Source organism: Xylophilus sp. (genome assembly GCA_009914555.1).
Lineage (GTDB): Bacteria > Pseudomonadota > Gammaproteobacteria > Burkholderiales > Burkholderiaceae_C > WNDY01.
The window spans coordinates 1-22140 of the sequence record WNDY01000016.1 but is presented as its reverse complement, the minus strand read 5'-3'; the positions used below and the strand labels follow the sequence as shown (position 1 = coordinate 22140).

The following is a 22140-nucleotide window of genomic DNA, read 5'->3' as shown; positions in this document are numbered from 1 at the left end:
ATTCGCGTGCCGGACCGTGGCGCCGCCCGGTCAGCCGGCCGCCGGCGGCTCGGCCAGCACCGGCTGCGGGGCCGTCTCCTCGTATTCCTTGAGCCGGTTGTAGAGCGTCTTGAGGCTGATGCCGAGCGCAGCGGCCGTCCGCTCCTTGTGGTTGCGGAAGTGCGCGAGCGTGGCCAGGATGAGCTGGCGTTCCGCCTGCGCGAGCGGGATGCCGATCGGCAGCGTCACCACGGCCGCATCGCTGTCGGACACCGGCGGGGCGCCAGGGATGTCGCGTGGAAGCCAGCGGTCGTCGATCGTGCGGTGATCGGCCATCACATGGGCGCGCTGGACGGCGTTGCGCAGTTCGCGCACGTTGCCGGGCCAGCGGTAGCTCTCCAGCGCGCGCAGGGCCGCCGCGGAAAATTCCCGCGGTTCGCCCTCCTGCCGGTTGATGGCATCGAGGAAATGCCGGGCCAGCAAGACCACGTCCTCGCGGCGCTCGCGCAGCGCGGGTACGTCGATCGGGAACACGTTGAGCCGGTACCACAGGTCCTCGCGCAGCGTGCCGTCGGCCACGGCCCGCCGCGCGGGTCGCGGTTGGTGGCGGCGATGACGCGCACGTCCGCCTCCTGCACCTCGCTGGAGCCCACGCGCATGTAGCTGCGCGTCTCCAGCACGCGCAGCAGCTTGACCTGCAGCTCCGGCGGCATCTCGGTGACTTCGTCGAGGAACAGGGTGCCGCCGCCGGCCCGCTCGAAAAAGCCCTGGTGCTGGCGCCCCGCGCCGGTGAAGCTGCCTTTCTCGTGGCCGAAGATCTCGCTTTCGATCAGCTGGGGCGAGATGGCGCCGCAGTTGACCGCAAGGAACGGCCCGGTGCGCCTGCGGCTGAGTTCATGCAGCGTGCGCGCCACCAGTTCCTTGCCGGTGCCGCTTTCGCCGGTGATCAGCACCGTCAATGCCGTGGAGGCCACGCGGGCGATCTGCCGGTAGACCGTCTGCATCGCGGGCGACCGGCCGAGCAGGTGGCCGAAGCGGCCGCTGCGCTGCCATTCGCCGTCCAGCTGGGCGATCTCGGCCTGCAGCACATCGGGCCGCGCCACGCGCGACAGCACGCCCCTGAGCTGTGCCGGCGACACCGGCTTGACCAGGTAGTCGGCCGCGCCCAGCCGCAGCGCTTCGAGCGAGGTGTCGAGCGTCGCGTGGCCGGTGATGAGCACGATGTCGCAGGCCGGCGCCCCCTGCGCCTCGCGCAGCAGCGAGAGCCCGCTGCCGTCGGGCAGCTGCAGGTCGAGCAGGACCAGATCCGGCGTGCGCTGCGCCATCTGCGCACGGGCTTCGCGCAGGCTGCCGGCCAGCGCGGCCGAGAAGCCCTCGGCCCGGATCCAGGCGGCCATCATGGCGCCCGCGTCTTCGTTGTCCTCGACGATCAGCACATGGCCCACAACCCCTCCTGTTGACTTGGCGCCGGATTATTTCATGCTCATTTTTGACGGCATGATTCAATTGAATCCGTTCGCAACCGATGCCGGCCGCACCGTCCGCGCAGGCCGGATCGGAAAATTTTGCGGTAAATCCGGCGGATGGCGGCATCCGCTACCGCCGACCGCGCCGTCACTGCGGCCGCCGGCGGAAGATCAGCTTCTTCAGTTCATCCACGTCGAGCGGCTTGACCAGATGCGCGTCGAATCCGGCTTCGCGCGCCATGCGGCGATCATTCTCCTGGCCCCAGCCGGTCGCGGCGATCAACAGCAACTCCGCACCCAGGGGGTGCGCGCGGATGGCCCGAGCCACCTCGAAGCCGCTCATGTCGGGCAGACCGAGGTCAAGCACCACGGCGTCGAAGCGCTGCTGCTCCAGCAGCTGCAGGGCTTGGCTGCCGGTGTCGGCCGTGGCGACTCCGCAGCCGGTCAGCAGCCGGGCCACGGACCAGGTCACGTCGGCGTTGTCGTCCACGATCAGCACCTGCGGCATGCCCGCTTCCGGCCGCGGTGCGGCGCCCTGCATCGCTTCGTCCATCGCGGCCAGCGGCAGCTCGACCGTGAACCGGCTGCCGCGGCCGGGGCCGTCGCTTTCGCCGTGGATCTCGCCGTGGTGCAGGTGGACGATGTTGCGGGCGAGCGCAAGCCCGATGCCCAGCCCGTGCGACCCGCGGTCGGTGGCGTGCGAACTCTGCGAGAACATCTCGAACATCGACTCGACCGTGGCCGGTTCCATGCCGATGCCGTTGTCCTCGACCACGATGACGACGCGGGGCGGCCGCAGCTCGGCGTGCAGCACGATGCGGCCGCCGGCCGGCGTATAGCGCGCGGCATTGCTGAGCAGGTTCGACAGCACCTGCGCCAGCCGCACCGGATCGGCATCCAGCAGCACGGGGCGTTCCGGCAGCCGGACCTCCAGCACATGGCCGCCGTTGTCCACCAGCGCCTGCGCGGTCTCGAGCGCCGATTCGACGACGGTCGACAGCGGCAGGATGCGCGTCTGCAGCGCGAGCTTGCCGAGCCGCAGGCGCGACACGTCGAGCAGGTCGTCGAGCAGCACCTTCATGATCTGCGCCTGGCGCTGCACGATCCGGGCGGCCCGGTCCTGGTCCTCGGGCGACAGGCGCCCGGTGCTCACCGCCATCGACGCGCTGCTGATCGAGGCCAGCGGGTTGCGCAGCTCGTGCGACAGCACGGCCAGGAAGCGGTCCTTGGCCTCGTCGGCGGACAGCAGCGCGGCGCGGGCGTTCTCGTTTTCCTGCAGGGCGCTGAGCAGTTCGGTGCGGCTTTGCTCCAGGGCCTGCTGCGACGCGCGCTGCGCGCTCTGGTCGCGCAGGATCTTGACGAAGCCCACGGTGGCGCCCCGGCCGTCCTGCATGGCCATCGTCGCGCCGCTGGCCCAGAAGCGGCTGCCGTCCTTGCGCTGGTGCAGCCGCTCGTCGTTGGCACCGTCGCCGTCCAGCGCGGCGCGGGCCTCCTGCTCCGGCGCGTTCGCAGCCCGGTCCTCCGGAGTGAAGATCATGTCGGCCAGCTGGCCCAGCGCCTCGCTTTCGCTGTAGCCCAGCAGCCGCTCGGCGCCGCTGTTCCAGCTCGTGACGCGGCGGTCGAGGTCGGTGGAGAAGATCGCGTATTCGACGGCGTTCTTGATGATGAGCCGCAGCCAGTCGGTGCTCTCGCGCAGAGCCGCCTCGGCATGCTGGCGCTCGCTGATGTCGGTGCACACGACGATGGCCGCGGCCGGCTGGCCGGCGGCGTCGGCCAGGAGGCTCGCGCTGTTGTGCAGCCAGACGATGCTGCCGTCCTTGCGCAGGCAGCGCTTCTCGATCTGGAACTGCTCGCCGTGGTCCACCAGGCGCTGCATCTTCTCGGCGCTCTCCGGCCGGTCCTGCGGATGGACCAGGTCCAGCAGCGGCGTGCCGATGAGTTCATCGCCGGCATAGCCCAGCAGCTGCGCCTAGTGCTGGTTGACGAACCTGATCGTGCCGTCGAGCTCGACCTGCACCACGCCGACCGCGGCATTGTTGACGATGGCGCTGAAGCGGTCCTCGGACTGCCGCAGCGCCTCGGCGCCCTTCACCCGTTCCGAGATGTCGACGAAGGTGAGCACCACGCCGGCGATGCGGTCGTCGAGCGTGCGGTAGGGCAGCAGTCGCACGAGGTAGGAATGGCTGCCGGGCTCACCTACCTGGCGCTCGACCGGGGCCAGCCGCTCCAGCACCCGGCGCGCGTCGTCCACCAGCTCGGGGTACCGGAGCTGCGTGTGCAGGTGCGCCAGCGGGCGGCCGACGTCGGTCGCGATGAGGTTGAAGAGCGCCACGGCCGAGGGCGAGTACCGGGTGATGCGCAGGTCGCGGTCGAGGAACACAGTGGCGATGGCGGTCGCGTCCATCAGGTTCTGCATGTCGCTGTTGGCATGACCGAGTTCGTCGACCTTGCTCTTGAGCTCATGGTTGACGGTGGTCAGCTCCTCGTTGATCGACTGCAGCTCTTCGCGGCTGGTCTCCAGTTCCTCGGTGGCCGAGCGCAGCTCCTCGTTCATGGCCTGCAGCTCCTCGTTGCTGGCCTTGAGTTCCTCGGTGGACGCCTCGTACTGCTCGACCGTGTCGCGCAGGTGGGACTTCAGGTGCTCGACCTGGCGGTCGAGCTGGTCGGCCACCGGATCGCTGCCCTGGCGGACCCAGACCGGCGGCTCGGCATCGGCCGTCCCGGCCGTCTCGGCCGTCTCGGCCGTGCCCAGCGTGTTGATGAGGATGAGCAGCAGGCCGGGCGCCATGTCGCCGACCGCGCGCACCTCGATGTCCAGGCGCACCGTCTCGCCGCCGATCTGCAGTCTCCCGGACCGCACCGACGCGGGTTCGCCCGACATGTTGGCCTTGAAGAGCGCCGCGCGCAGTTCGATGCGCAGCGACGGGTGGATCAGCCGCAGCACGTTGCGCGTCGGCTCGCCGCCCGACAGCGCGAGGAAGCGGCCGGCCGTCGGCGACATGTGGACGATCTCGTGCTCGGCGTCCACCAGGATCGACGGCGGTGCCAGGTGCTCCACGAGCTTCAGGTGCAGTTCGGCCCAGGTCATCGTGCGTCCACCCACCTCCAGCGCCGAGCGCGTCGTCTCAGAGCCGCGCCGCGCGATGGCGGCGCCGGACACCACCGGCCCCGAGCGGGCCTGCATCTGCGCTTCGAGCGCCAGCGCCATCGTGTGGGAGCCCGTGGGCACCGGCAGGCTGACGCGCGGCACCTGCCGCTGGCCGAACAGCCGGTGCTTCTTGTCGATGACCGAGAAGTGCTGGCTGCCGTCCTCCACCGACTCCGAGGAGCCCAGGAACATAATGCCGCCGGGCAGCAGCGCGAAGTGGAAGGTGTCGAGCACCCGGGCCGGCGCCTCGCGGTTCAGGTAGATCAGCAGGTTGCGGCAGGACACCAGGTCCAGCCGCGAGAACGGCGAGTCGCGCAGCACGTCGTGCGCCGCGAACAGCACCGTCTCGCGCAGCTCGCGGCGCACGCGGAACCCCCGGTGCTCCTTGACGAAGAAGCGCCTCAGCCGCTCCTCGTTGACGTCGCCCTCGATGGAGTTGGGGTAGACGCCCTCGCGCGCGATGCGGATGGCGTTGTCGTCGAGGTCGGTGGCGAAGACCTGCAGCGCCGGCGGCGCGTCCAGCGTGCGGGCGTGCTCCGCCAGCAGCATCGCGAGCGAGTACGCCTCTTCGCCGGTCGCGCATCCCGCGACCCAGACGCGCACCGTGTCGGCGCCGGACTTGCCGTCGAACAGCCGCGGCAGCTGCGCCTCCAGCGCGGCGAAGCAGTCGCTGTCGCGGAAGAAGTTGGTCACGCTGATGAGCAGGTCCTGCAGCAGCGCGCCGGCTTCGCCCGGCCGGGTGCGCAGGCAGTCCAGGTAGTCCGCCACCTCGGAGATGCTGTTGACCTGCATGCGCCGGCCGATGCGGCGCACGATGGTCGCGCGCTTGTAGCCCGTGAAGTCCCGGCCGGTGCGGCTGCGCAGGAAGGCCAGCACGTCGCGCAGCGCGGCCTCGTCGTTGACGGCGGCGCCTGCGCGCCCGCGCGGCGGCGCGCCCTCCGGTGGCAGACGGACCGATCGGGCCATGCTGTGGTACTGCAGGATCCGCGCCGGCATCTGGACCACCGGCAGGGTCCAGTCCACCATGCCGGTGGCGATGGCCGCGCGCGGCATGGAGCTGACCAGGGCCTCCTCCGGGTCCTGCGCGATCGTGAGGCCGCCGCGCTCCTTGATGCGCTTGATGCCGATGGCGCCGTCGCCGTCGGCCCCGGACAGCACGATGGCCGAGGCATGGGGGCCATGGGTATCGGCCAGCGTGCGGAAGAAGATGTCGACCGCCACGTGGCGGTGCCGCTCCAGCGGCAGGTCGCCGAGCTGCAGCGTTCCGTCGAAGGTGCGCAGCGTCTTGCGCGGCGGAATGACGTAGATGGTGTCCGGTTCGATCTTCATCGCTTCGCGCACCTGCACCACCCGCATCTGCGTGCAGCGCTGCAGCAGTTCGTCGAGCAGGCTTTCGTGCTCGGGCGACAGGTGCATCACGACGACGAAGGCCAGCCCGGACTGGGCCGGCATCTTCTCGAAGAAGGACCGCAGCGCCTCGATGCCGCCGGCCGATCCGTCCAGCCCGACCACGGGAAGCATCTGGTAGCCGCGCGTGGGCACCGCGTCGTCGATCTGGTCGCCGAGGTATTCCTCGCTGTGGTCGGGGGTGATCTCGTCCATTCCTGTTCCTCGTAGACCCTGCATGCGACCGCGCCGCGGCCGGGACATGAAAAAAACCGCTGCGGCAGCAGACGAGGATAACCCCGGCCAACCGCCGTGCCGGCGCACTTCGCCGCGCTTGCGGCCGATGGTGGCTCGGCAGCGCGGCCACGGATGAGCCGGCGGCGGGCGCCCCGGTGGCGCGGCCGTGGCGGCCGGAACGGCCTGCCGCCAACAACTGCTCACATCCGTGCGGGCCGGCGCACGAAGAATGCCGCATGCCTTCCGCACCCCCGGGCGCGCCTGGCGGCGGCGCGCCGCCGCCCGATTCCTCCCCCGGCATCACCGCCCGGCTCGACCGCCTGCCGTGGTCGCGCTGGCACTGGCGCGTGGTCATTGCGCTGGGCATCGCCTGGGTGCTCGACGGACTGGAGGTCACGCTGGTCGGCTCGGTCGGCTCGGTGCTGGAGCGGCCGGACACCCTGGCGCTCGGCGCGGCGCAGGTGGGCGCGGCCGGCTCGCTCTACATCGGCGGCGCGGTGGCCGGCGCGCTGCTGTTCGGCCGGCTGGCCGACCGGCTCGGGCGCAAGCGGCTCTTCCTGCTGACGCTGGCGGTCTACGGCGCGGCCACGCTGGCCACGGCCTTCGCGCCGGGCTTCGGCTTCTTCGCCTGCTGCCGCTTCCTGACCGGGCTGGGCATCGGCGGCGAATATGCGGCGATCAATTCGGCCATCGACGAACTGGTGCCCGCGCGGGTGCGCGGCCGCGTCAACCTGGCGATCAACGGCAGCTTCTGGCTTGGCGCGGCGCTCGGGGCCGGCCTTGCGCTGGTGCTGCTGGACCCGGCCGTGCTCGGGCCGGTGGCGGGCTGGCGGGCCGGCTTCGCGCTCGGCGCGCTGCTGGCGGCCGCCATCCTGCTGGTGCGCCGCGACGTGCCCGAGAGCCCGCGCTGGCTTGCCGCCCACGGCCGGGCCGACGAGGCCGGGCGCATCCTGGACGCCATCGAGGCCCGCGTGGCCGCCGAGCGCGGCCCGCTGCCGCCGCCGGCCGCCGCGGCGGCCCATGCCGCGCCGCGCGGCACGCCGACCTTCGGCCAGGTGGCCGACGTGCTGCTGCACCGGCTGCGGCGGCGCAGCGTGGTGGCGCTGGCCCTGATGGTCTCGCAGGCGTTCTTCTACAACGCGATCTTCTTCACCTACGCGCTGGTGCTCACGCGCTTCTATGGCGTGCCGGAGGGCAGGGTGGCGCTCTACATCTTCCCGTTCGCGCTCGGCAACGTGCTCGGGCCGCTGCTGCTCGGGCCGCTGTTCGACAGCTGGGGCCGCCGGCGCATGATCGGGCTGACCTACGTGCTCTCGGGCGCGGCGCTGGCGGCGACCGGCCTGGCCTTCGTGGAAGGCTGGCTCGACGCGCGCGGCCAGGCGCTGGCCTGGTCGGCCGTGTTCTTCCTGGCGTCGGCCGCGGCCAGCTCGGCCTACCTGACGGTCAGCGAGGTGTTCCCGCTGGAGATGCGCGCGCTGGCGATCTCGCTGTTCTATGCCGTGGGCACGGGCGCCGGCGGCTTCGCAGCGCCCTGGCTGTTTGGCCTGCTGATCGACAGCGGCAGCCGCATGGCCGTGGCCGCCGGCTACGGCGTGGGCGCCGTCATGGTCGTGGCCGCGGGACTGCTGGCCTGGCGCCATGCGGTCGATGCGGAGCGCCGGCCGCTCGAAGACATCGCCGGGCCGGTCTGACCGCATTCCTGTGGCAAAAAAAACACGATCGTTCGTTATTTGCGTGGGGGGAAACCCGTGATCCGTCGCGCCGCACCCCCGGGGCCGCGTGCGGCCGCGTAGATTCACCCTCACCGACTCATTCACCACTGCATCAAGGAGACAACATGAGCAAAGCCGGGTTCTGGACGACTACCGCCCTCTTCACCGCCACCGCGCTGCTCGGCGGCGCCGCCCAAGCGCAGCAGGCCGGCGATCTGGTGCTCGGCGCCGGCTGGCTGCACTTCGCGCCGCAGGATTCGAGCGAGCCGCTGCAGGTGACCACCGCCGCGGGCACCCAGACCAAGGAAGGCTCGGGCGCCAAGGTCAGCAATGCCAACACGCTGGGTCTCAACGCCGTCTACTACTTCGACAGCAACTGGGGCGTCGAAGGCGTGCTCGGCGTGCCGCCGAAGTTCAAGCTCGACGGCACCGGCACGCTGGCCGCCGTCGGCCGCATCGGCGAGGCCAAGCAGTGGAGCCCGACGGTGCTGCTGCGCTACACCTTCCTCGACGGCAACGACAAGTTCCGCCCGTTCGTCGGCGTGGGCGGCACCTATGTCTGGTATTCCGGTGTCAACCTGACCTCGGGCATCAACACGGCGCTGGGGCTGTCGTCGTCCGCGTTCACCACGACGGCCAAGCTCAGCAAGTCGTGGGCGCCGGTGGTCAACGCGGGTGCCACCTACCAGTTCGACCGCAACTGGGGCCTGTCGTTCTCGGTGTCCTATATCCCGCTGGACACCAAGGCCACGCTGACCACCCGCGCCAATGCGACCGGCACCACCGTGGCCACCAGCCGCACCAAGCTCACGCTGGACCCGATCGTGAGCTACCTTGCGCTGACCTACAAGTTCTGAAAGGCTGCCGGCCGAAGCCGGCCGGCGCCTGTCATGCAATCGCGGGCCCTGCGGCCCGCTTCTTTTTTCGCGGTTGCAGCGGCCGCGCTCAGCCGTGGCGGTCCGGCTGCCGGGCTGCGATCTGCGCCGGCGGATCGCTGTCGGCCGCTTCGCCGTCGAGTGCGCGGCGCCCCCGGCCGGTGATGGCCAGCACCCGGGCGAAGAGCCTGTCGCCCTGCGCGCCGGTGGCCGGCAGCATGGCCGCCACGTGGCCGGCCGCCCGCAGGACCCGCAGCTTGTCGATGTCCTGCGCCGTCCGCACCGTGAGCGGCAGCCGGGCGTGGGAAAGGTCGCGCAACAGTTCGAGCGTCATGCGCAGGAGAACAGGAAGGGGAAGACATGTGCCATCGGGGCCAGCTGGCGCCGGAGGCGGCCGTCTCAAGCCCGGGATCACAACCTGCAACAACGACGGCATTCCGATGACGCGCCGGCGGGCGGGCGTCCTGGTACACCGGGGCTGCGGCAGGCGTTCCATCAGGACGCGTTCACGGTCGCGAAAACACGTCCTAAAACGCAAGGCCGAAGCTCCACGTCGAGGACCCCACTCCATGCCCTTCTCCGCTGCGCTTTCGCCCAGTCCGGCCGGAACGCTCGTCGTCTACCTGCCGCGCCACGACACGCCGCCGCACGAGACCGGGGTGCATCGCGCCCTGACCGAACGGCTGGCTGCCCTGGCCGGCCAGATCTTCGATGGCGACCACGATGCCGCGCGCCATGGGGGCCGGCCGGTCTACGTCGTGCCGGCCTTCACCATCGAGAGCGCGGCCGAGGCCGAGCGGCCCGGCATCCGGGACGAGGGCGACCTGTTCGGCGGCGTCGTTCCGCAGGCGTTCGTCGGCTCCAAGCTCATCACCCATGGCCTGGTGCGGCCGGACGCCGCCGCGCCGCCGCACTGGCAGCCGGACTTCGCAATGCAGGTGCGGCCGTCGGTGCTGGCCGGCTACTCGACCTTCAGCCGCGAGGACGCGCGCACGGCCGGACGCGAACTGCTGCGCGCGGGCCCGGTCCGCCTCAAGCCGGCCTGCGGCCGCGGCGGGCGCGGGCAGACCGTGGTGCGCGACGGCGCGGCGCTCGATGCGGCGCTGGCCGCCATCGGCGACGACGACTTCCGCGACGAGGGGCTGGTGGTGGAAGAGGACCTGGCCGACGCCGAGACCTTCAGCGTCGGCCAGATCCGTACGCCGCGCCTCACGCTGAGCTACCACGGCACGCAGCGGCTCACGCCTGACAACGACGGCCGGCTGGTCTACGGCGGCTCGGACCTGACGGTGGTGCGGGGCGGCTTCGATGCCCTGATCGCCTCCGGCGCGCTGGCGCCCGAGCTGCGCACGGCGGTGGACCAGGCCCGCCGCTACGACGCCGCCGCGGGCGCATGCTTTGCCGGCTTCTATGCGTCGCGCCGCAACTACGACGTGGTCGCCGGCACCGACGCGCAGGGCCGGCGGCGCAGCGGCGTGCTGGAGCAGTCGTGGCGCATCGGCGGGGCCAGCGGGGCCGAGGTCGCCGCGCTCGCGGCCTTCGTCGAGGGCGGCGCCACGGGCGTGGTGCGCGCGTCCTGCGTCGAACGCTTCGGCCGCGGCGGCGCGCCGCCGCCGGCCGGCGCCACGCTGCTCTACCAGGGCGACGATCCCGAGGTCGGCTTCGTCACCAAGTACGCCTATCTCCGATGACCGCCGGCACGTCCGGCGCAACCGACACGCATCTATGGGAACACAGAGCGAAAGCATCGAACTCAGCGTCGACGACGAGACGATCGCAGGCACCTTCCTGCGCCCGCGGGCCAAGGTGCCGGGCGTGCTGTTCGTGCACGGCTGGGGCAGCAGCCAGGAGAGCGACCTGGTGCGCGCCCAGGGCATCGCGGGGCTCGGCTGCGTCTGCCTGACCTTCGACCTGCGCGGCCACGAGAAGACCCGCGAGGAGCGCCAGACCGTCTCGCGCGCCGAGAATCTGCGCGACTTGGTCGCCGCCTACGACCGGCTGCTGGCCCATCCGTGGATCGACACCTCGGCCGTGGCCGTGGTCGGCAGCAGCTACGGCGGCTACCTGGCGGCCATCCTGACCACGCTGCGGCCGGTGCGCTGGCTGGCGCTGCACGTGCCCGCGCTCTACCGCGACGAGGAATGGGAGACGCCGAAGGTGCAGCTCGACCGCGGCGTCATCGACCGCTACCGCCGCTCGGTCGTGCGGCCCACCGAGAACCGCGCGCTGGCCGCCTGCAAGGCCTTCCGCGGCGATGCGCTGATCGTCGAGGCCGAGCACGACGACTTCATCCCGCACCAGACCATCATGAACTACCGCAACGCCTTCGAATCGGCCCATTCGCTGACTCACCGCATCCTCGACGGCGGCGACCATGCGCTGACCGGCGAGGCCAGCCAGGCCGCGTACAACGCGATCCTGCAGGCCTGGGTGACCGAGATGATCATCGGCGAGCGCACCGGCGGGCCGGCCCACAAAGTGGGATAGCGGGGAGTATAGGCCCACAGCGGGCGGATTGCGCGCGCTACGAGGTATCAGTAGGGGGAGTATCAGCCTACATCAGCAGATGCTCGCCCGCGTTGTCGCCGCCGAGGATCACGTAGTTGACCTTGCGGATGTCGAGCAGCTTCCTGCCGCCGGCGTAGCTGATGGAGCTTTGCACGTCCTGCTCCATCTCGACGAGCGTGTCGGCCAGCCGGCCCTTGACCGGCTCCAGGATGCGCTTGCCCTCGACGTGGCGGTACTCGCCCTTGTTGAAGTCGCTGGCGCTGCCGTAGTACTCCTGGAAGCGCTGGCCGTCGACCTCGACCGTCTGGCCCGGCGACTCCTCGTGGCCGGCGAACAGCGAGCCGATCATCACCATCGTCGCGCCGAAGCGGATGCTCTTGGCGATGTCGCCGTGGTCGCGGATGCCGCCGTCGGCGATGATGGGTTTGGTCGCCACGCGCGCGCACCACTTGAGCGCCGACAACTGCCAGCCGCCGGTGCCGAATCCGGTCTTGAGCTTGGTGATGCAGACCTTGCCCGGGCCGATGCCGACCTTGGTCGCGTCGGCGCCCCAGTTCTCCAGGTCGATCACCGCCTCGGGCGTGCCCACGTTGCCGGCGATCACGAACGAGGCCGGCAGCTTCCGCTTGAGGAAGCCGATCATGTCGCGCACCGTGTCGGCATGGCCGTGGGCGATGTCGATCGTGATGTACTCGGGCACCAGCCCTTCGGCCGCGAGCCGCTCGACCGTGTCGTAGTCGGGCTGCTTGACGCCCAGCGAGATCGAGGCGAACGCGCCCTGCGCATGCATGTCGCGCACGAAGGCCACGTTGTCGAGGTCGAAGCGGTGCATCACGTAGAAGTAGCCGTTCTTCGCCAGCCAGGCGCAGATCTTCGCGTCCACCACCGTCTTCATGTTGGCCGGCACCACCGGCAGCCGGAAGCGGCGGCCGCCGAACTCCACGCCGGCGTCGCATTCGGAGCGGCTCTGCACGCGGCACTTGCGCGGCAGCAGCAGGATGTTGTCGTAGTCGAAGATTTTCATGGTGGTCTTGTCCGAAAAGTCATGCGAGCGGCGCGTTGGTGCAGTGCGCGGCTCAATGGCTGCTGCGGCAACGGTTGCCGCGGGCGAGCGCTTGACCTGGAGACCCGGCCGGCCGCGAGGCCCGCGAAACGAAAGCGGGGGCGGCCAAAAAAAACCGGGCGCCAATATTTGGGCCCGGTGCTTGATTCTACGCGGCACGCCGCCGCCCGGCCAGCCGGCCCTGCGACCGGCGGCACCGATCCTGCACTGGGCTGGCGGCGTTGCCGACCGGTGCTACACTGCGCAGTTCCGGTCGAGACGTTGCCTTCGGCCGGTTGCCTGGCCAGGTAAGCCGAATCTCACGGCGGCGCGTCGAACAAGAGCCCTCACGACGAGAAAAACACAGAGTGCTCCTGCATGTGAATGTGCCGTAACCTGGGTCGCGTCAGAGCCCAGGGCCAATTCCCCGCCCACGAAGCCCGCTTGCCGCGGGCTTCGTCGCTTGTGCGTGCGGGGCGGCGGCCGGCGCTACGGCACAGTGCGCACGGCGGCTGCGCCGAGCGCCAGCCAGCCCAGGATGAAGCTCATGCCGCCCCAGGGCACGAAGCGGCGCAGGCCGGCGAAGCCCGTGAAGGTCTGCAGGTAGATCAGCCCGCTGAACAGCAGGATGCCGGCCAGGAACAGCAATCCGGCCGCCAGCAGCCAGCGCCCGCCGGGGCGCATGGCCGCCCACAGACCAACGCCGAGGAGGGCCAGCGCATGCAGCAGTTGGTACTGCGTGGCCGACTGCAGCGACAGCCGCGCGGCCTCGCGGGCCTCGGGTGAGGCGATGAAGCCGAGGCCGTGCGCCGCATAGGCGCCGCAGCCCACGCCGCTGGCACCGGCCAGCGCGGCAAGAACGATCCACGGATACGACGAAGCGGGCATGACAACCACCTTTCGGAAATAACAAACACGGACAGGCGGACGGACGGTCAGCCCGGCGGTTCGGGGCGGCGCCACAGCCAGACCTGCACGCCTGCCATGCAGGCGATGGCCGCTGCCACCGCCCAACGGTGCGGCACTGTCCAGACCAGCAGCGCCGCGCAGGCCAGCATGGATGCGCTGGCGGCCCACTTGGCGCGCCGGCTGACGCGGCCACCGTCGCGCCAGTAGCGCAGCGAGGGCCCGAACAGCCGGCTGTCCAGCAGCCAGCGGTGAAAGCGCGGCGAACTGCGCGCGGCGGCCCAGGCCGCCAGCAGCACGAACTCGGTGCTCGGCAGCCCCGGTGTGGCCAGCCCCAGCGCGGCCAGGCCCAGGCTCGCCACGGCCAGCGCCAGCAGCAGCGCGCGCACCAGCGGCGAGCGCGCGGTGGCCATGGTCGCGGGAGCGAGTGAAGGCAATTCGCCAAGTTCTTGCACTGCCGTTCTCCTCAGGACGCCGATGGCTGCGGCTGCGCCTCGCGCAGCCGCTCGGCGCGCTCGGCATAGGGCCGGGCCTGGCCCTCGCGCTGCTGGCTGCGGTAGAGCGTGGCCAGATTGTCCAGCAGCGGCAGCAGCCGCGGCGACTGCGGGCTGGCCGCCCGCTCGGTCAGCGCCAGCGCGCGAAGAAAGCGCGTCTCGGCCTGCGCCAGGCGCCGGCGGCGGTAGTCCTGCCCCGCCAGGAAGTTCAGCCCCTGGGCCTGGCCCAGCAGCGCCTCGGCCGCTTCGCCGTGGGCCTCGTAGATCGCCAGCGCGCGGCCGTACAGCGCCTGGGCCTGCGCGTCGTCGCCGCGCGCGTCGTCTCCAGGCTGCCCGCGTCGCGCGCCTGCACGATGGCCAGCGAGCGCTGCAGCAGCCGGCCGGCCCCGTCGTACTCCCGGTGCTGCAGGTGCCAGAGCCCCAGTTCGTTGAGGTGGCCAGCCAGCGCCTCCGCCTGCGCCGCACTCTGCGGCTCGCTGCGCTCCAGCATTGCCGCCGCGCGCTCGTGCAGCGGCGCGGCGCCGTCGTGGTCACCCACCTGCCCCCACACATCGGCCAACGCCGAGAGCGTGCGCAGCAGCGCCGCCGGGTCGCCCGGCGCCGCCTGCTCGCGCAACGCGAGCGCCTGTTCGAGCGATGCGCACGCGGCGGCCAGCGCACCCTGGCGCTGCTGCAGCTGCGCCTACCGCTCCAGCGCCTCGGCCCGCAGCGCCGCAGACAGGCAGGCCCGGTCGCCCAGCAGGCGCTGGTTGTAGCGCGCGGCGAGGGCCTGGGCGCGCACCGGTGCGTCCGCCGGCGGGCGCTCGACGATCTCCAGGCTGCGCCGCCAGGCTGTCAGGGCCTCGTCGCCGCGGCCCGCCGCGTCGAGCGCGCTGCCGAGGTTGAGCGCTAGCGCTGCCGCACCGACCTCGCCGTCGGGCACCTGCTCGCCGGCTGCCAGTGCCTTGCGCAGCAGACCGGCGGCCTCGTCGGCATGGCCCTGGCGCTGGCCCACCAGCGCCAGCAGGTTGAGGCTGGCGGCCACGAAGGATCGCGTGTCCTCCTGCCGGCACAGGCCTGGGCGAGCGCCTCGCGCGCCGCCCGCTCGGCGGACTCCAGGTCCCCCGTCTTATGGGCGCTTTGCGCTCGGTCGTAGGCTGCCTGTCAGGACTGCACCACGGCGCCGCCGGTGTCCGCGCCCGCGCCCGCGCCTGCCGCGGCAGGCGCGGGTAGCCCTGGGGCCAACAGGTGCGCGAGCCGGCGGCCGGCAGGCCGGGGCGGCGGAAAGAATGGCTGACGTATCCCTTTTCCGTTCATTCGTCCGCCACCGGCAGATACTGCTGCGCATAGGCCAACGCGGCGGCAAACGCAGCCTGCGCGCCCGCATCCACGCGGCTCTCTTCGGCCGCGGACAGCCGCACTTCGTCCAGCTGGGCGATGAAGTCGCGCCAGTGGGCCGCGCGGCCGTCGGCATGCGGCGCCAGGTGCCGGGCGCCGAAGCCCGCGTCCAGCCCCAGCCCGGCGGCGGCCTTGAGCAGGAACGCCGCGCCGATGTTCGAGCCCTCCACCGTATAGAGCCATCCCAGCGCGGTGGCCATGTTCGTCGCCGGCGCGCCGGCGGCGGGTGCGAAGGCGGGCGCTGGCAGCGCCGTGCCCTCCGTCTGCGCACCCAGGTCGGCCAGATCCTGCTCGACCAGGGCGAGCCGGCTGCGCTCGCGCAGGCCGGGCAGCAGCACATTGAGCACCGGGTCGGCATAGAGCGCCTCCACGTCGCGGTGCAACCGGTGCTGCGTGCGCAGGAAGGCTGCGTAGCGCGCGCGGTCGGCGAACGGCTGGCAGGCCGTGATGCGCCGGTCGAGCCGGTCGTGGATCTAGTGGGTGGCGGCCTTCAGCCGCTGGCGGCGGCTGGCGTGTTCAAGGGTGGAAGCCGGTGTTGTCATGGTCGATCGACAGGGTGGGGGTGAAGAAAGAAAGAAAAAACGGGCATGCGCCCGGGGAGAGCGAAAGGGAAATGGGCCGGGGATTCCGATGAGGTGAAGAAAAGAAAGAAGGGGGGAGCGACGCATGGCGCAGTCTCAGAAAACCTTGCTGACCCCCAGCACCAGCCGGTTCTTCTCGTAATCGTAGGCATGCGGAATGCTGCTGCGGTTGTCGCGGTATTCGTAGGTCATGGTCGGCGTCAGCCCGTGCCACGCATAACCGGGCAGGGAAACGTTCAGGTAGATGCTGCCTTTGTGGTCGCGCTGGCGCCGGCCGAAAACCGCGTTGGCGATCTTCGCCTGCCGCCCGCGCCAGCCGTAGGCTGCATTCACCGTCACCTGGCCCGAGAAATTCTTGAAAATACCGAGGCGGGCTGCTTTCTCGCGGTAATGAAAAATCTGCTGCCGCGCTTCGCTCTCGCGCCAGATCAGGCTGCCATAACCGAGCAGGCCGGGGGCCAGCGCATAATTGCCGAACAGCGAAACGGCACGGAAATCGCCCTGGATATTCTCGGAGAAAATCGGTGAGAAGCGCCGGGCCTTGTATTCGTAGGTAGCCTCCACCTGCGCGCGTTCGTTCAACTGGCGCAGATAACCCGCGCGCGCGCCAAAGGCGTGATACACCTTGCGCCCGCCCTCGTCGTCGAATTCGAACAAGGGCAGGAACTGGAACTGGTTGCGCGCCTAAGAGAACTGGTAGCCGAAATAGGTCGTCGAGACGATATTGTCGTAATCGTCCTCGCGGCGGTAATGGTTGCCGTAGTTGATGCTGCGCAACAGAAGCCCGTGGTTGCCTGCGAGCGGCCAGAGCTTGTTGAGGATGGCCTCGAAATAGACGCCGGTGTCGGCCTTCTTCTCGCCCGGGTTGTTCTGCAGGCAGGTGCCGTAGAAAACCAGCGCGCACGGGTCCACCACGGTGGAGGCGCTGTTCACGTTGTCCTCGCGCACGGCCGAGAGCGTCAGCGAGAACTGCGGCCGCGCGCGCCGGTCGATCGCCCCGCGGTATTCGTCGATGTGGCGCTCCACCGCCGGCGGCAGCGGCCGGCCGCGCAGGCGGGCGAAAACCTCGCGCGCGTCGCGCAGGCGGTTGTCGGCATACAGTACGCGCGCCAGGTCCAACTCGCCGCGCACGAATGCCGGATTGGACTGTAAGACCGCGCGGTATTTCTCGATCGCCGCGTCGTGCTGGCCATCGGCTGCGAGCCGGCTCGCCTCCACGAAGTCGAACAGCGCCGGGTCATGGCCCGGCACCTGGGCATACTGGCGCAGCAGCCGGTCGGCGCCGAACCAGTCGCGGTGGTTCACCGCGTTCAGTACCGCCCCGAGCAACTGCTGCACGCGCGCCTGCGGCGTCTGCGTGAGCGCGGCGAGGGCGGGGTCGTGCAGCGTGCGCTGGGCATCCTCGTCGAGCGGCGCGGGCGCGGCGGGCCGGCGCTGCTGCTGCTCGACACCCTGCCAGAGCCGGTCGGCCGTGTCCTGCTGCGCCGAGGCAGCGCAGGCGGTGGAAAGGCTGAGGAGCCACGCGGCCAGCCGGCGCACGCGGGAGGGTAAGAGCAGGAGAGGGGTCATGGAAAAGGGAAATGCGCCGGTCCATAAGACAGAACCTGCCCGGAGGCAGGTTCTGGGGGGGACATCATGGGATTTCAGCCTTTGCGGTCTTTCAGAAGAGGCGAAAGAAACGCCAGGTCAGTTCTTGATGCCGCCGAAGGAGGCGACGTAGGCGGTGGCGCTGGTGGCATCGCTCGCAGCCACGCCGGCCACGGCGCTGGTGGTGCCGCTGCCGTAGAAGTGACCGCTGCTCGTGCCGGAGCCGGTGGCGGCGCCGGACAGCGTGGAGTCGCCGCTGAAGGTGCCGGCCGTCGAGTTGATGGTGTTGGCAGCAATGTTCAGGTTGTAGCTGCTGCCGGACAGGTCGCCGGACAGCGAGGTCGCCGTGGTACCCGAGACCGCCAGGTTCAGCGTGCCGGTCAGGATGATCGGCGTCGTGCTGGTGTAGCCCGACGGCACCAGAAAGCCTGCCGTCGCATAGCTGGTCGCGCTGTTGGGTACGACGCAGCCGGTTTGGTCGCCAACCTCAAAGGCGGCGTCCCTCCGCGCCGTCGAGCTGGTCGGATCGTTGGTGGCGATGCCGAAGTACACCTGCTGGCTGATCGTCGGCACCTTGAACCAGTTGAAGTTGGTGGAGACGGTGCCTCCCTCCTCGGGATCTTCATGGGTGTAACCCAGCAGTTGATACCGCTGGAATGCCACCCCGCCGGACGTCGTGGAACTGTCCTTGTAGCTGTAGGGGTTGATGCTCTGCAGGCTGATGATGAAACCATCACCGGCCCCAGAACTGGTTTCGACGAAGCCCACTCCTGGGGCGCCGTTCGGCCCGTGGAAGTGGGTATCGGCGAAAGTCGAGCCGCCGACCTGGACGATATTGTTATTCGTCGAAGTGCCGACCGAATCATAAGCATGGGCAGCACCGAATACCGCGAACAGTGCTGCAGCGATCAAAGTCTTTTTCATACCAACATACTCCAGAGGAAATGTGTGCAAGCACACGGGTGGTTGAAACGTCCCCCATTGGCCGGCAGGCCGCCGAGAGGACGGGCGAATATTGGAGGAAACCCGCACGGCTGGCCATTGCCCGGAATTGGCCCTGCCGGGACAGATGTTTTATCGGCGAAAATAAAAAACAAAGTCGTCTCCTCCTGCCTGAAAAGCAGGATTTATGGGCCGATTGGCATGGTGCTGGACCGTTTCAATGGCTTTTTCTTTTGTTCTTATTTCGGGAAATTGTATTCTCCTTGCAAACTGTTTCAATAATGGTTCGCCAGCTCATTCTTCGTGATTCGATATGCGCATTCCTTCGGTGCCCACGCGACCCGCTTCGTCCGAAGCGGGTCGCGAAGATGGGAGGTGTCAATTCGGGCCGAAGTAGAAGGTGTAGCCGTCCCGCTCCGCCACACGGAAGGACCAGGTGAACTGGTAGGCCGCCAGCAGTGCTGCCTGGCGCGTCAGTTCGGTCGTGTAGGCGTCGCTGCTGGCGCCGGATGAAGCCAGGATCGCGGACAACTGCGCTGCGAGCACGGCTTCGTCGGGGATGCTGGGCCGCTGGAGGGAGAACGTTACCTTCTCGCCCTTGCGGATGACCTGGCCGTTGGCCAGCCCGCTGAAGCTGGGCGCGTAGCCGCTGACCGCCGAGGTGGCCTGCAGGCCCGTGATGGTGTAGTCCTGGTCGAACGCCGTCAGGCGATACCAAACGTTGAAGGAACTGTACAAGTTGCCCGAACTACTCAGCACAGTGAGAAGGCCCTTCGTCGCAAAGGGGAAGAAGCCCTGCGAATAGGTTGTTGGCGCTGCGGCTCCGATACCGATGCCGCTTTCGATCAACAGGGAGGGGAAATTCGCCTGCTCCACGAAACTGATGCTGGCACGCTTGGCCGCGGAACTGGCCACGCCGTCGCTGAGGATCACTTCGACCTCGTATTCACCGGCCACCTTGACGGAGCCGAGGCTGCTGGTATTGGTCGTGCCTCCGCTTCCGTCAACGCCGTAAGAGCCGGAAACCGCCGAGAGTGCGCTGCCCGCCGGCTGCCTGGTTGGCGTGGCGAGGTAGTACAGGGGTGTGTCTTGGTCCGGATCGAACATCGTCAGGTAGGCCGCCAGCGCGGAATCGGAAAGCAGAATGCGAGGCTGGTCGGCCGCGGGCTCGCTGTCCAGCCGGGCGCTTCCATAAAGCGACAGCTTCGCCACCACCGGAGGGTTGTTCTTCTCCTTGGCGAACACGCTGGCACTGGACGTGGCCGTGGCCACGGTGCTGACCGCACCGGCGGAGTCGCGTAGCTGCAATTGCACGGTGTAGATGCCGGACTGGTCGGCCACGATGCTGGCCTTGCTGCTGGCGGTGCCGGCGTTCTGCAGCACGGCGGTGCTGCCGTCGGGCCGGTCGGTCAAGGTCCAGAGGTATTCGAGCTTGTCGCCGTTGGCGTCGGTGCTGCCGCTGCCGTCGAAGGTGATGGTGTCGCCCTTGAGCACCTTGGCGCTGTCCACCGTAACCTTGGCGGACAGGGCCTTGTTGGCGCCCGTCTTGACGATGACGGTGTAGTTGGCGGTGGTGCTGTCGACGGTGCCGTCGTTGGCGACGAGCTGTATGCCGTAGGTGGCGGCGGTGGTGCGCGGGTCGAGCGCCGAGAGGATCAGGCTGCTGCCGGTGGCGGTGTTCTTGATGTCTGGCGTGGCGGTGTTCCACCAGGTCCATTTGTAGGTCAGCGTGTCGCCGTCGGCGTCGTAGGAGCGGCTGGCGGAGACGCCGCAATAGGCGCCGATCTCACATTCGGTGGCGTTGACTTCGGCGAACGTGACGGCACCGACCTGGGCCACGGGTTCGATGTTGGTGGCACCTTCGGGCTTGGTGACCTTGACGGTGACGCGCTGCGTGGCGGCGACGCTGCCGTCGTAGACGGTGACGTCGAAGTAGTAGGTGCCGGCGGCGTCGGGCACGAACGTGGCCTTGGCGCTGGTGGCGCTGCCGATGGTCGCGTTGGAGGCTTGGGGCTTGGGGTTGCCGATGTTGGCAATGTAGGTCGGGATGCTCCAGCGGTAGTGCAGCTGGTCGCCGTCCGGGTCGCTGCTGCCGCTGCCGTCGAGCACGATGGTCTCGCCGCGCACGGCGGTGGCGGGCACGTTCAGCGAGATGACGGGGCTGCTGTTGGCGGTGCTGACGGTGACGGTGGCTTCGGCCGCCGCGCTGGTCTGGTCGCCGTGGCTCACGACGAGGGTGGCGCGGTAGATGCCGACCTTCTCGGCCAGGAAGGTGGCCTTGGCGCTGGTGGCGCCACTGAGCGCGACGGTGCCGCCGGTGGGCTGCTCGGTGAGCTTCCACTGGTAGCTGAGCGCGCTGGCGTCCACGCCGGTGGGCGGCACGCTCTGGCTGCCGTCGAGCGTGACGGTGGCGCCCACGAGCACGCCCTGGGTCTGCGGCGTGACGACGGCCACGGGCACGAGGGTGGTGCCGGTAACGGTGACGCGCGCGGCGGTGCTGCTGGCCACGGCGTCCTTGACGACGAGGGCGGCGACGTATTCGCCGGGCTGGTCGATGACGAAGGTGGGCTTGGCGTCGGCGGCGTTGGAGAGGGCGGCGGCGCTGCCGTCGGGCCGGCTGGCCAGGCTCCACTCGTAGCTGAGGGTGCCGCCGTTGGGCGTGCTGCTGCCGCTGCCGTCGAGCGTGACCGTGGTGCCTGCAGGGCCGCTCGTAGGGCTGGCGCTGGCCACGGCGGTCGGCGGGGTGGCGGTTGATTCGCCGCCGCCTCCACCCCCGCCGCCGCAGGCGGCAAGCAGCAGGGCGGTGGCGCTGGCCAGCCCTGCCATGAGGTTGCGTAGAGAGGGTTTCATGATGCTCGGGCTCCTATTGCGGATGTGCCTGGGGCGGGGAAGAAAAGGGATGGGTAGGAGGTTGCGACAGGGAATACAGAAATCTGTACGATGTCAGGCGAGGCCATCTGCCGATGGCTCAACAGGTGGTTTGTCATGAAGACGACGCTGAATCTGAATGACGCTTTGCTGGCGCAGGCCAAGGTGCTGGCTGCGCAGCGCGGTACCAGCCTGACCCGGCTGATCGAGGAGGGCTTGCAGTTGCGCCTGAATGCCGCAGCCGGCAGGCGCAAGGCTGCGGCGGTGAAACTGCCGGTGTTTTACGGGCGCAGCGGTCTGGCCGCCGGCTTGACCGGGCTGGACAACAAGGCGCTGCGCGAAGCGGCCGGCGATGACGACGCCTGACGTCAACGTACTGGTGGCTGCCTCGCGCGGCGACCACCCGCACCATGCGCCGGCGCGCGCTTGGCTGGAGCAGGCGGTAGAGCAGGCGGGGCAGGGGGCGCCGTTGCGCCTGCAACCCTTGGTGGTGGCCAGCTTTCTGCGGCTGGGGGTCAATCCGCGCATCTTTCCCGAGCCGACGCCGATGGTGGATGCGCTGCGGTTCGTCGATACGGTGCTGGACGCCGAAGGCGTGGAACTGGCTGTGCTGGGCGCGGAATGGCCGGTGCTGCGCAGCCTCTGCGCCCAGCTTGCGCTGCGTGCTGCAGACGTGCCGGATGTCTGGCTGGCGGCAGCGGTGTTGCAGCAAGGTGAGTGATCTTGCCCCCGTTTCACGGACACCCCTATAAGCGATTAACTATCGCAATAGGAGGTGGACGATGACCAAGAGCAAGGCAGGCAGAAAGGGGCAGGAGTTCAGCCTGGAGTTCAGGCAGCAGGCACTGTTGCGAGCGGCCACAGAAGGGGTAACCACGGTGGCTCGTGATCTGGGGTTGCAGCCTGCCCAGCTGTACAGTTGGCGCGCCCAGGCGCGGCGGCACGACCAGGACGATCAGGCACAACGCTTGGAGTTGGCCGAACATGCACGGCTCAAACGTGAAGTGGCGCGGCTGGAGGAGGAGAACGCTT

At 69.6% G+C, this 22140-nt stretch carries 19 protein-coding genes and 2 pseudogenes; 7 read left to right on the top strand and 14 right to left on the bottom strand.

The genetic code is table 11. The annotated features are described in order from the left end of the window. Window positions 1–30 precede the first annotated feature (30 nt). From GAK38_RS09695 to GAK38_RS09685, 3 genes and pseudogenes are all read right to left on the bottom strand, one after another. Window positions 31–1424: pseudogene (locus tag GAK38_RS09695) on the bottom strand (sigma-54-dependent transcriptional regulator). Between the two features lie 169 nt (window positions 1425–1593). Continuing rightward, window positions 1594–3405: a PAS domain S-box protein gene (locus tag GAK38_RS09690; protein ID WP_325343660.1), complete on the bottom strand. Its 1812-nt coding sequence runs from the start codon at window positions 3403–3405 to the stop codon at window positions 1594–1596. Window positions 3406–3414: 9 nt separating this feature from the next. Then, on the bottom strand, window positions 3415–6195 hold the full coding sequence (locus tag GAK38_RS09685) for a chemotaxis protein CheB (protein WP_325343589.1): 2781 nt from the start codon (window positions 6193–6195) through the stop codon (window positions 3415–3417). Between the two features lie 257 nt (window positions 6196–6452). Between GAK38_RS09685 and GAK38_RS09680 the strand changes: the two genes are divergently transcribed. After that, window positions 6453–7907: an MFS transporter gene (locus tag GAK38_RS09680; protein WP_325343587.1), complete on the top strand. Its 1455-nt coding sequence runs from the start codon at window positions 6453–6455 to the stop codon at window positions 7905–7907. A 146-nt stretch (window positions 7908–8053) separates the two neighbouring features. Then, window positions 8054–8785 (top strand): OmpW/AlkL family protein, encoded by a 732-nt coding sequence (locus tag GAK38_RS09675; protein WP_325343585.1) that lies wholly within the window; start codon window positions 8054–8056, stop codon window positions 8783–8785. A gap of 88 nt (window positions 8786–8873) precedes the next feature. Here the strand turns inward: GAK38_RS09675 and GAK38_RS09670 are convergent, their stop codons facing one another. Continuing rightward, window positions 8874–9137: a hypothetical protein gene (locus GAK38_RS09670; protein WP_325343583.1), complete on the bottom strand. Its 264-nt coding sequence runs from the start codon at window positions 9135–9137 to the stop codon at window positions 8874–8876. A gap of 235 nt (window positions 9138–9372) precedes the next feature. On the opposite strand from GAK38_RS09670, the gene GAK38_RS09665 reads away from it, so the two are divergent. Continuing rightward, complete coding sequence (locus GAK38_RS09665) at window positions 9373–10494, top strand: DUF3182 family protein (RefSeq protein WP_325343581.1); 1122 nt, start codon at window positions 9373–9375, stop codon at window positions 10492–10494. A 34-nt stretch (window positions 10495–10528) separates the two neighbouring features. Next, complete coding sequence (locus GAK38_RS09660) at window positions 10529–11290, top strand: alpha/beta hydrolase family protein (RefSeq protein ID WP_325343579.1); 762 nt, start codon at window positions 10529–10531, stop codon at window positions 11288–11290. Between the two features lie 67 nt (window positions 11291–11357). Here GAK38_RS09660 and GAK38_RS09655 read toward each other — a convergent pair whose 3' ends face one another. The 10 genes and pseudogenes from GAK38_RS09655 to GAK38_RS09615 form a co-directional block, all read right to left on the bottom strand. Further along, on the bottom strand, window positions 11358–12335 hold the full coding sequence (locus GAK38_RS09655; protein WP_325343576.1) for a GMP reductase: 978 nt from the start codon (window positions 12333–12335) through the stop codon (window positions 11358–11360). A 507-nt stretch (window positions 12336–12842) separates the two neighbouring features. Then, window positions 12843–13241 (bottom strand): DUF423 domain-containing protein, encoded by a 399-nt coding sequence (locus GAK38_RS09650; RefSeq protein WP_325343574.1) that lies wholly within the window; start codon window positions 13239–13241, stop codon window positions 12843–12845. 47 nt (window positions 13242–13288) lie between these two features. Further along, window positions 13289–13672, bottom strand: a complete 384-nt coding sequence (locus GAK38_RS09645) for a YbaN family protein (protein ID WP_325343572.1) — start codon at window positions 13670–13672, stop codon at window positions 13289–13291. Between the two features lie 53 nt (window positions 13673–13725). Continuing rightward, window positions 13726–13926: a tetratricopeptide repeat protein gene (locus tag GAK38_RS23915; RefSeq protein ID WP_443089187.1), complete on the bottom strand. Its 201-nt coding sequence runs from the start codon at window positions 13924–13926 to the stop codon at window positions 13726–13728. Window positions 13927–13961: 35 nt separating this feature from the next. Further along, the gene (locus tag GAK38_RS09640) at window positions 13962–14369 is read right to left on the bottom strand and encodes a tetratricopeptide repeat protein (RefSeq protein ID WP_325343570.1); all 408 of its coding nucleotides are present in this window, start codon (window positions 14367–14369) and stop codon (window positions 13962–13964) included. Between the two features lie 66 nt (window positions 14370–14435). Continuing rightward, complete coding sequence (locus GAK38_RS09635; RefSeq protein WP_325343568.1) at window positions 14436–14777, bottom strand: tetratricopeptide repeat protein; 342 nt, start codon at window positions 14775–14777, stop codon at window positions 14436–14438. A 268-nt stretch (window positions 14778–15045) separates the two neighbouring features. Next, complete coding sequence (locus GAK38_RS09630; RefSeq protein WP_325343658.1) at window positions 15046–15603, bottom strand: biliverdin-producing heme oxygenase; 558 nt, start codon at window positions 15601–15603, stop codon at window positions 15046–15048. A gap of 204 nt (window positions 15604–15807) precedes the next feature. Beyond that, window positions 15808–17280, bottom strand: a pseudogene (locus tag GAK38_RS09625) (surface lipoprotein assembly modifier). A 117-nt stretch (window positions 17281–17397) separates the two neighbouring features. Then, window positions 17398–18222 carry a hypothetical protein gene (locus GAK38_RS09620; protein ID WP_325343566.1) on the bottom strand — a complete coding sequence of 275 codons (825 nt, stop codon included), beginning with the start codon at window positions 18220–18222 and terminating at the stop codon, window positions 17398–17400. Window positions 18223–18618: 396 nt separating this feature from the next. Continuing rightward, complete coding sequence (locus GAK38_RS09615) at window positions 18619–21090, bottom strand: PKD domain-containing protein (RefSeq protein WP_325343564.1); 2472 nt, start codon at window positions 21088–21090, stop codon at window positions 18619–18621. Between the two features lie 135 nt (window positions 21091–21225). On the opposite strand from GAK38_RS09615, the gene GAK38_RS09610 reads away from it, so the two are divergent. The 3 genes from GAK38_RS09610 to GAK38_RS09600 all read left to right on the top strand — a co-directional run. Further along, complete coding sequence (locus GAK38_RS09610; protein WP_325343562.1) at window positions 21226–21474, top strand: DUF6364 family protein; 249 nt, start codon at window positions 21226–21228, stop codon at window positions 21472–21474. Beyond that, window positions 21461–21829, top strand: coding sequence for a TA system VapC family ribonuclease toxin (locus tag GAK38_RS09605; RefSeq protein ID WP_325343560.1), 369 nt, complete (start codon window positions 21461–21463; stop codon window positions 21827–21829). The genes GAK38_RS09610 and GAK38_RS09605 overlap by 14 nt, the downstream gene beginning before the upstream one ends. A 61-nt stretch (window positions 21830–21890) precedes the next feature. Continuing rightward, window positions 21891–22140, top strand: a 250-nt coding sequence (locus GAK38_RS09600) for a transposase (protein WP_291780548.1), incomplete at its 3' end; no start/stop codon positions are given.

Bases quoted from the DNA above. Each gene is read 5' to 3' on its own strand.
- GAK38_RS09685 (WP_325343589.1), bottom strand. From the start codon at position 6,195: ATGGACGAGATCACCCCCGACCACAGCGAGGAATACCTCGGCGACCAG.
- GAK38_RS09680 (WP_325343587.1), top strand. From the start codon at position 6,453: ATGCCTTCCGCACCCCCGGGCGCGCCTGGCGGCGGCGCGCCGCCGCCC.
- GAK38_RS09675 (WP_325343585.1), top strand. From the start codon at position 8,054: ATGAGCAAAGCCGGGTTCTGGACGACTACCGCCCTCTTCACCGCCACC.
- GAK38_RS09670 (WP_325343583.1), bottom strand. From the start codon at position 9,137: ATGACGCTCGAACTGTTGCGCGACCTTTCCCACGCCCGGCTGCCGCTC.
- GAK38_RS09665 (WP_325343581.1), top strand. From the start codon at position 9,373: ATGCCCTTCTCCGCTGCGCTTTCGCCCAGTCCGGCCGGAACGCTCGTC.
- GAK38_RS09660 (WP_325343579.1), top strand. From the start codon at position 10,529: ATGGGAACACAGAGCGAAAGCATCGAACTCAGCGTCGACGACGAGACG.
- GAK38_RS09655 (WP_325343576.1), bottom strand. From the start codon at position 12,335: ATGAAAATCTTCGACTACGACAACATCCTGCTGCTGCCGCGCAAGTGC.
- GAK38_RS09650 (WP_325343574.1), bottom strand. From the start codon at position 13,241: ATGCCCGCTTCGTCGTATCCGTGGATCGTTCTTGCCGCGCTGGCCGGT.
- GAK38_RS09645 (WP_325343572.1), bottom strand. From the start codon at position 13,672: ATGGCCACCGCGCGCTCGCCGCTGGTGCGCGCGCTGCTGCTGGCGCTG.
- GAK38_RS09620 (WP_325343566.1), bottom strand. From the start codon at position 18,222: ATGAAAAAGACTTTGATCGCTGCAGCACTGTTCGCGGTATTCGGTGCT.
- GAK38_RS09615 (WP_325343564.1), bottom strand. From the start codon at position 21,090: ATGAAACCCTCTCTACGCAACCTCATGGCAGGGCTGGCCAGCGCCACC.
- GAK38_RS09610 (WP_325343562.1), top strand. From the start codon at position 21,226: ATGAAGACGACGCTGAATCTGAATGACGCTTTGCTGGCGCAGGCCAAG.
- GAK38_RS09605 (WP_325343560.1), top strand. From the start codon at position 21,461: ATGACGACGCCTGACGTCAACGTACTGGTGGCTGCCTCGCGCGGCGAC.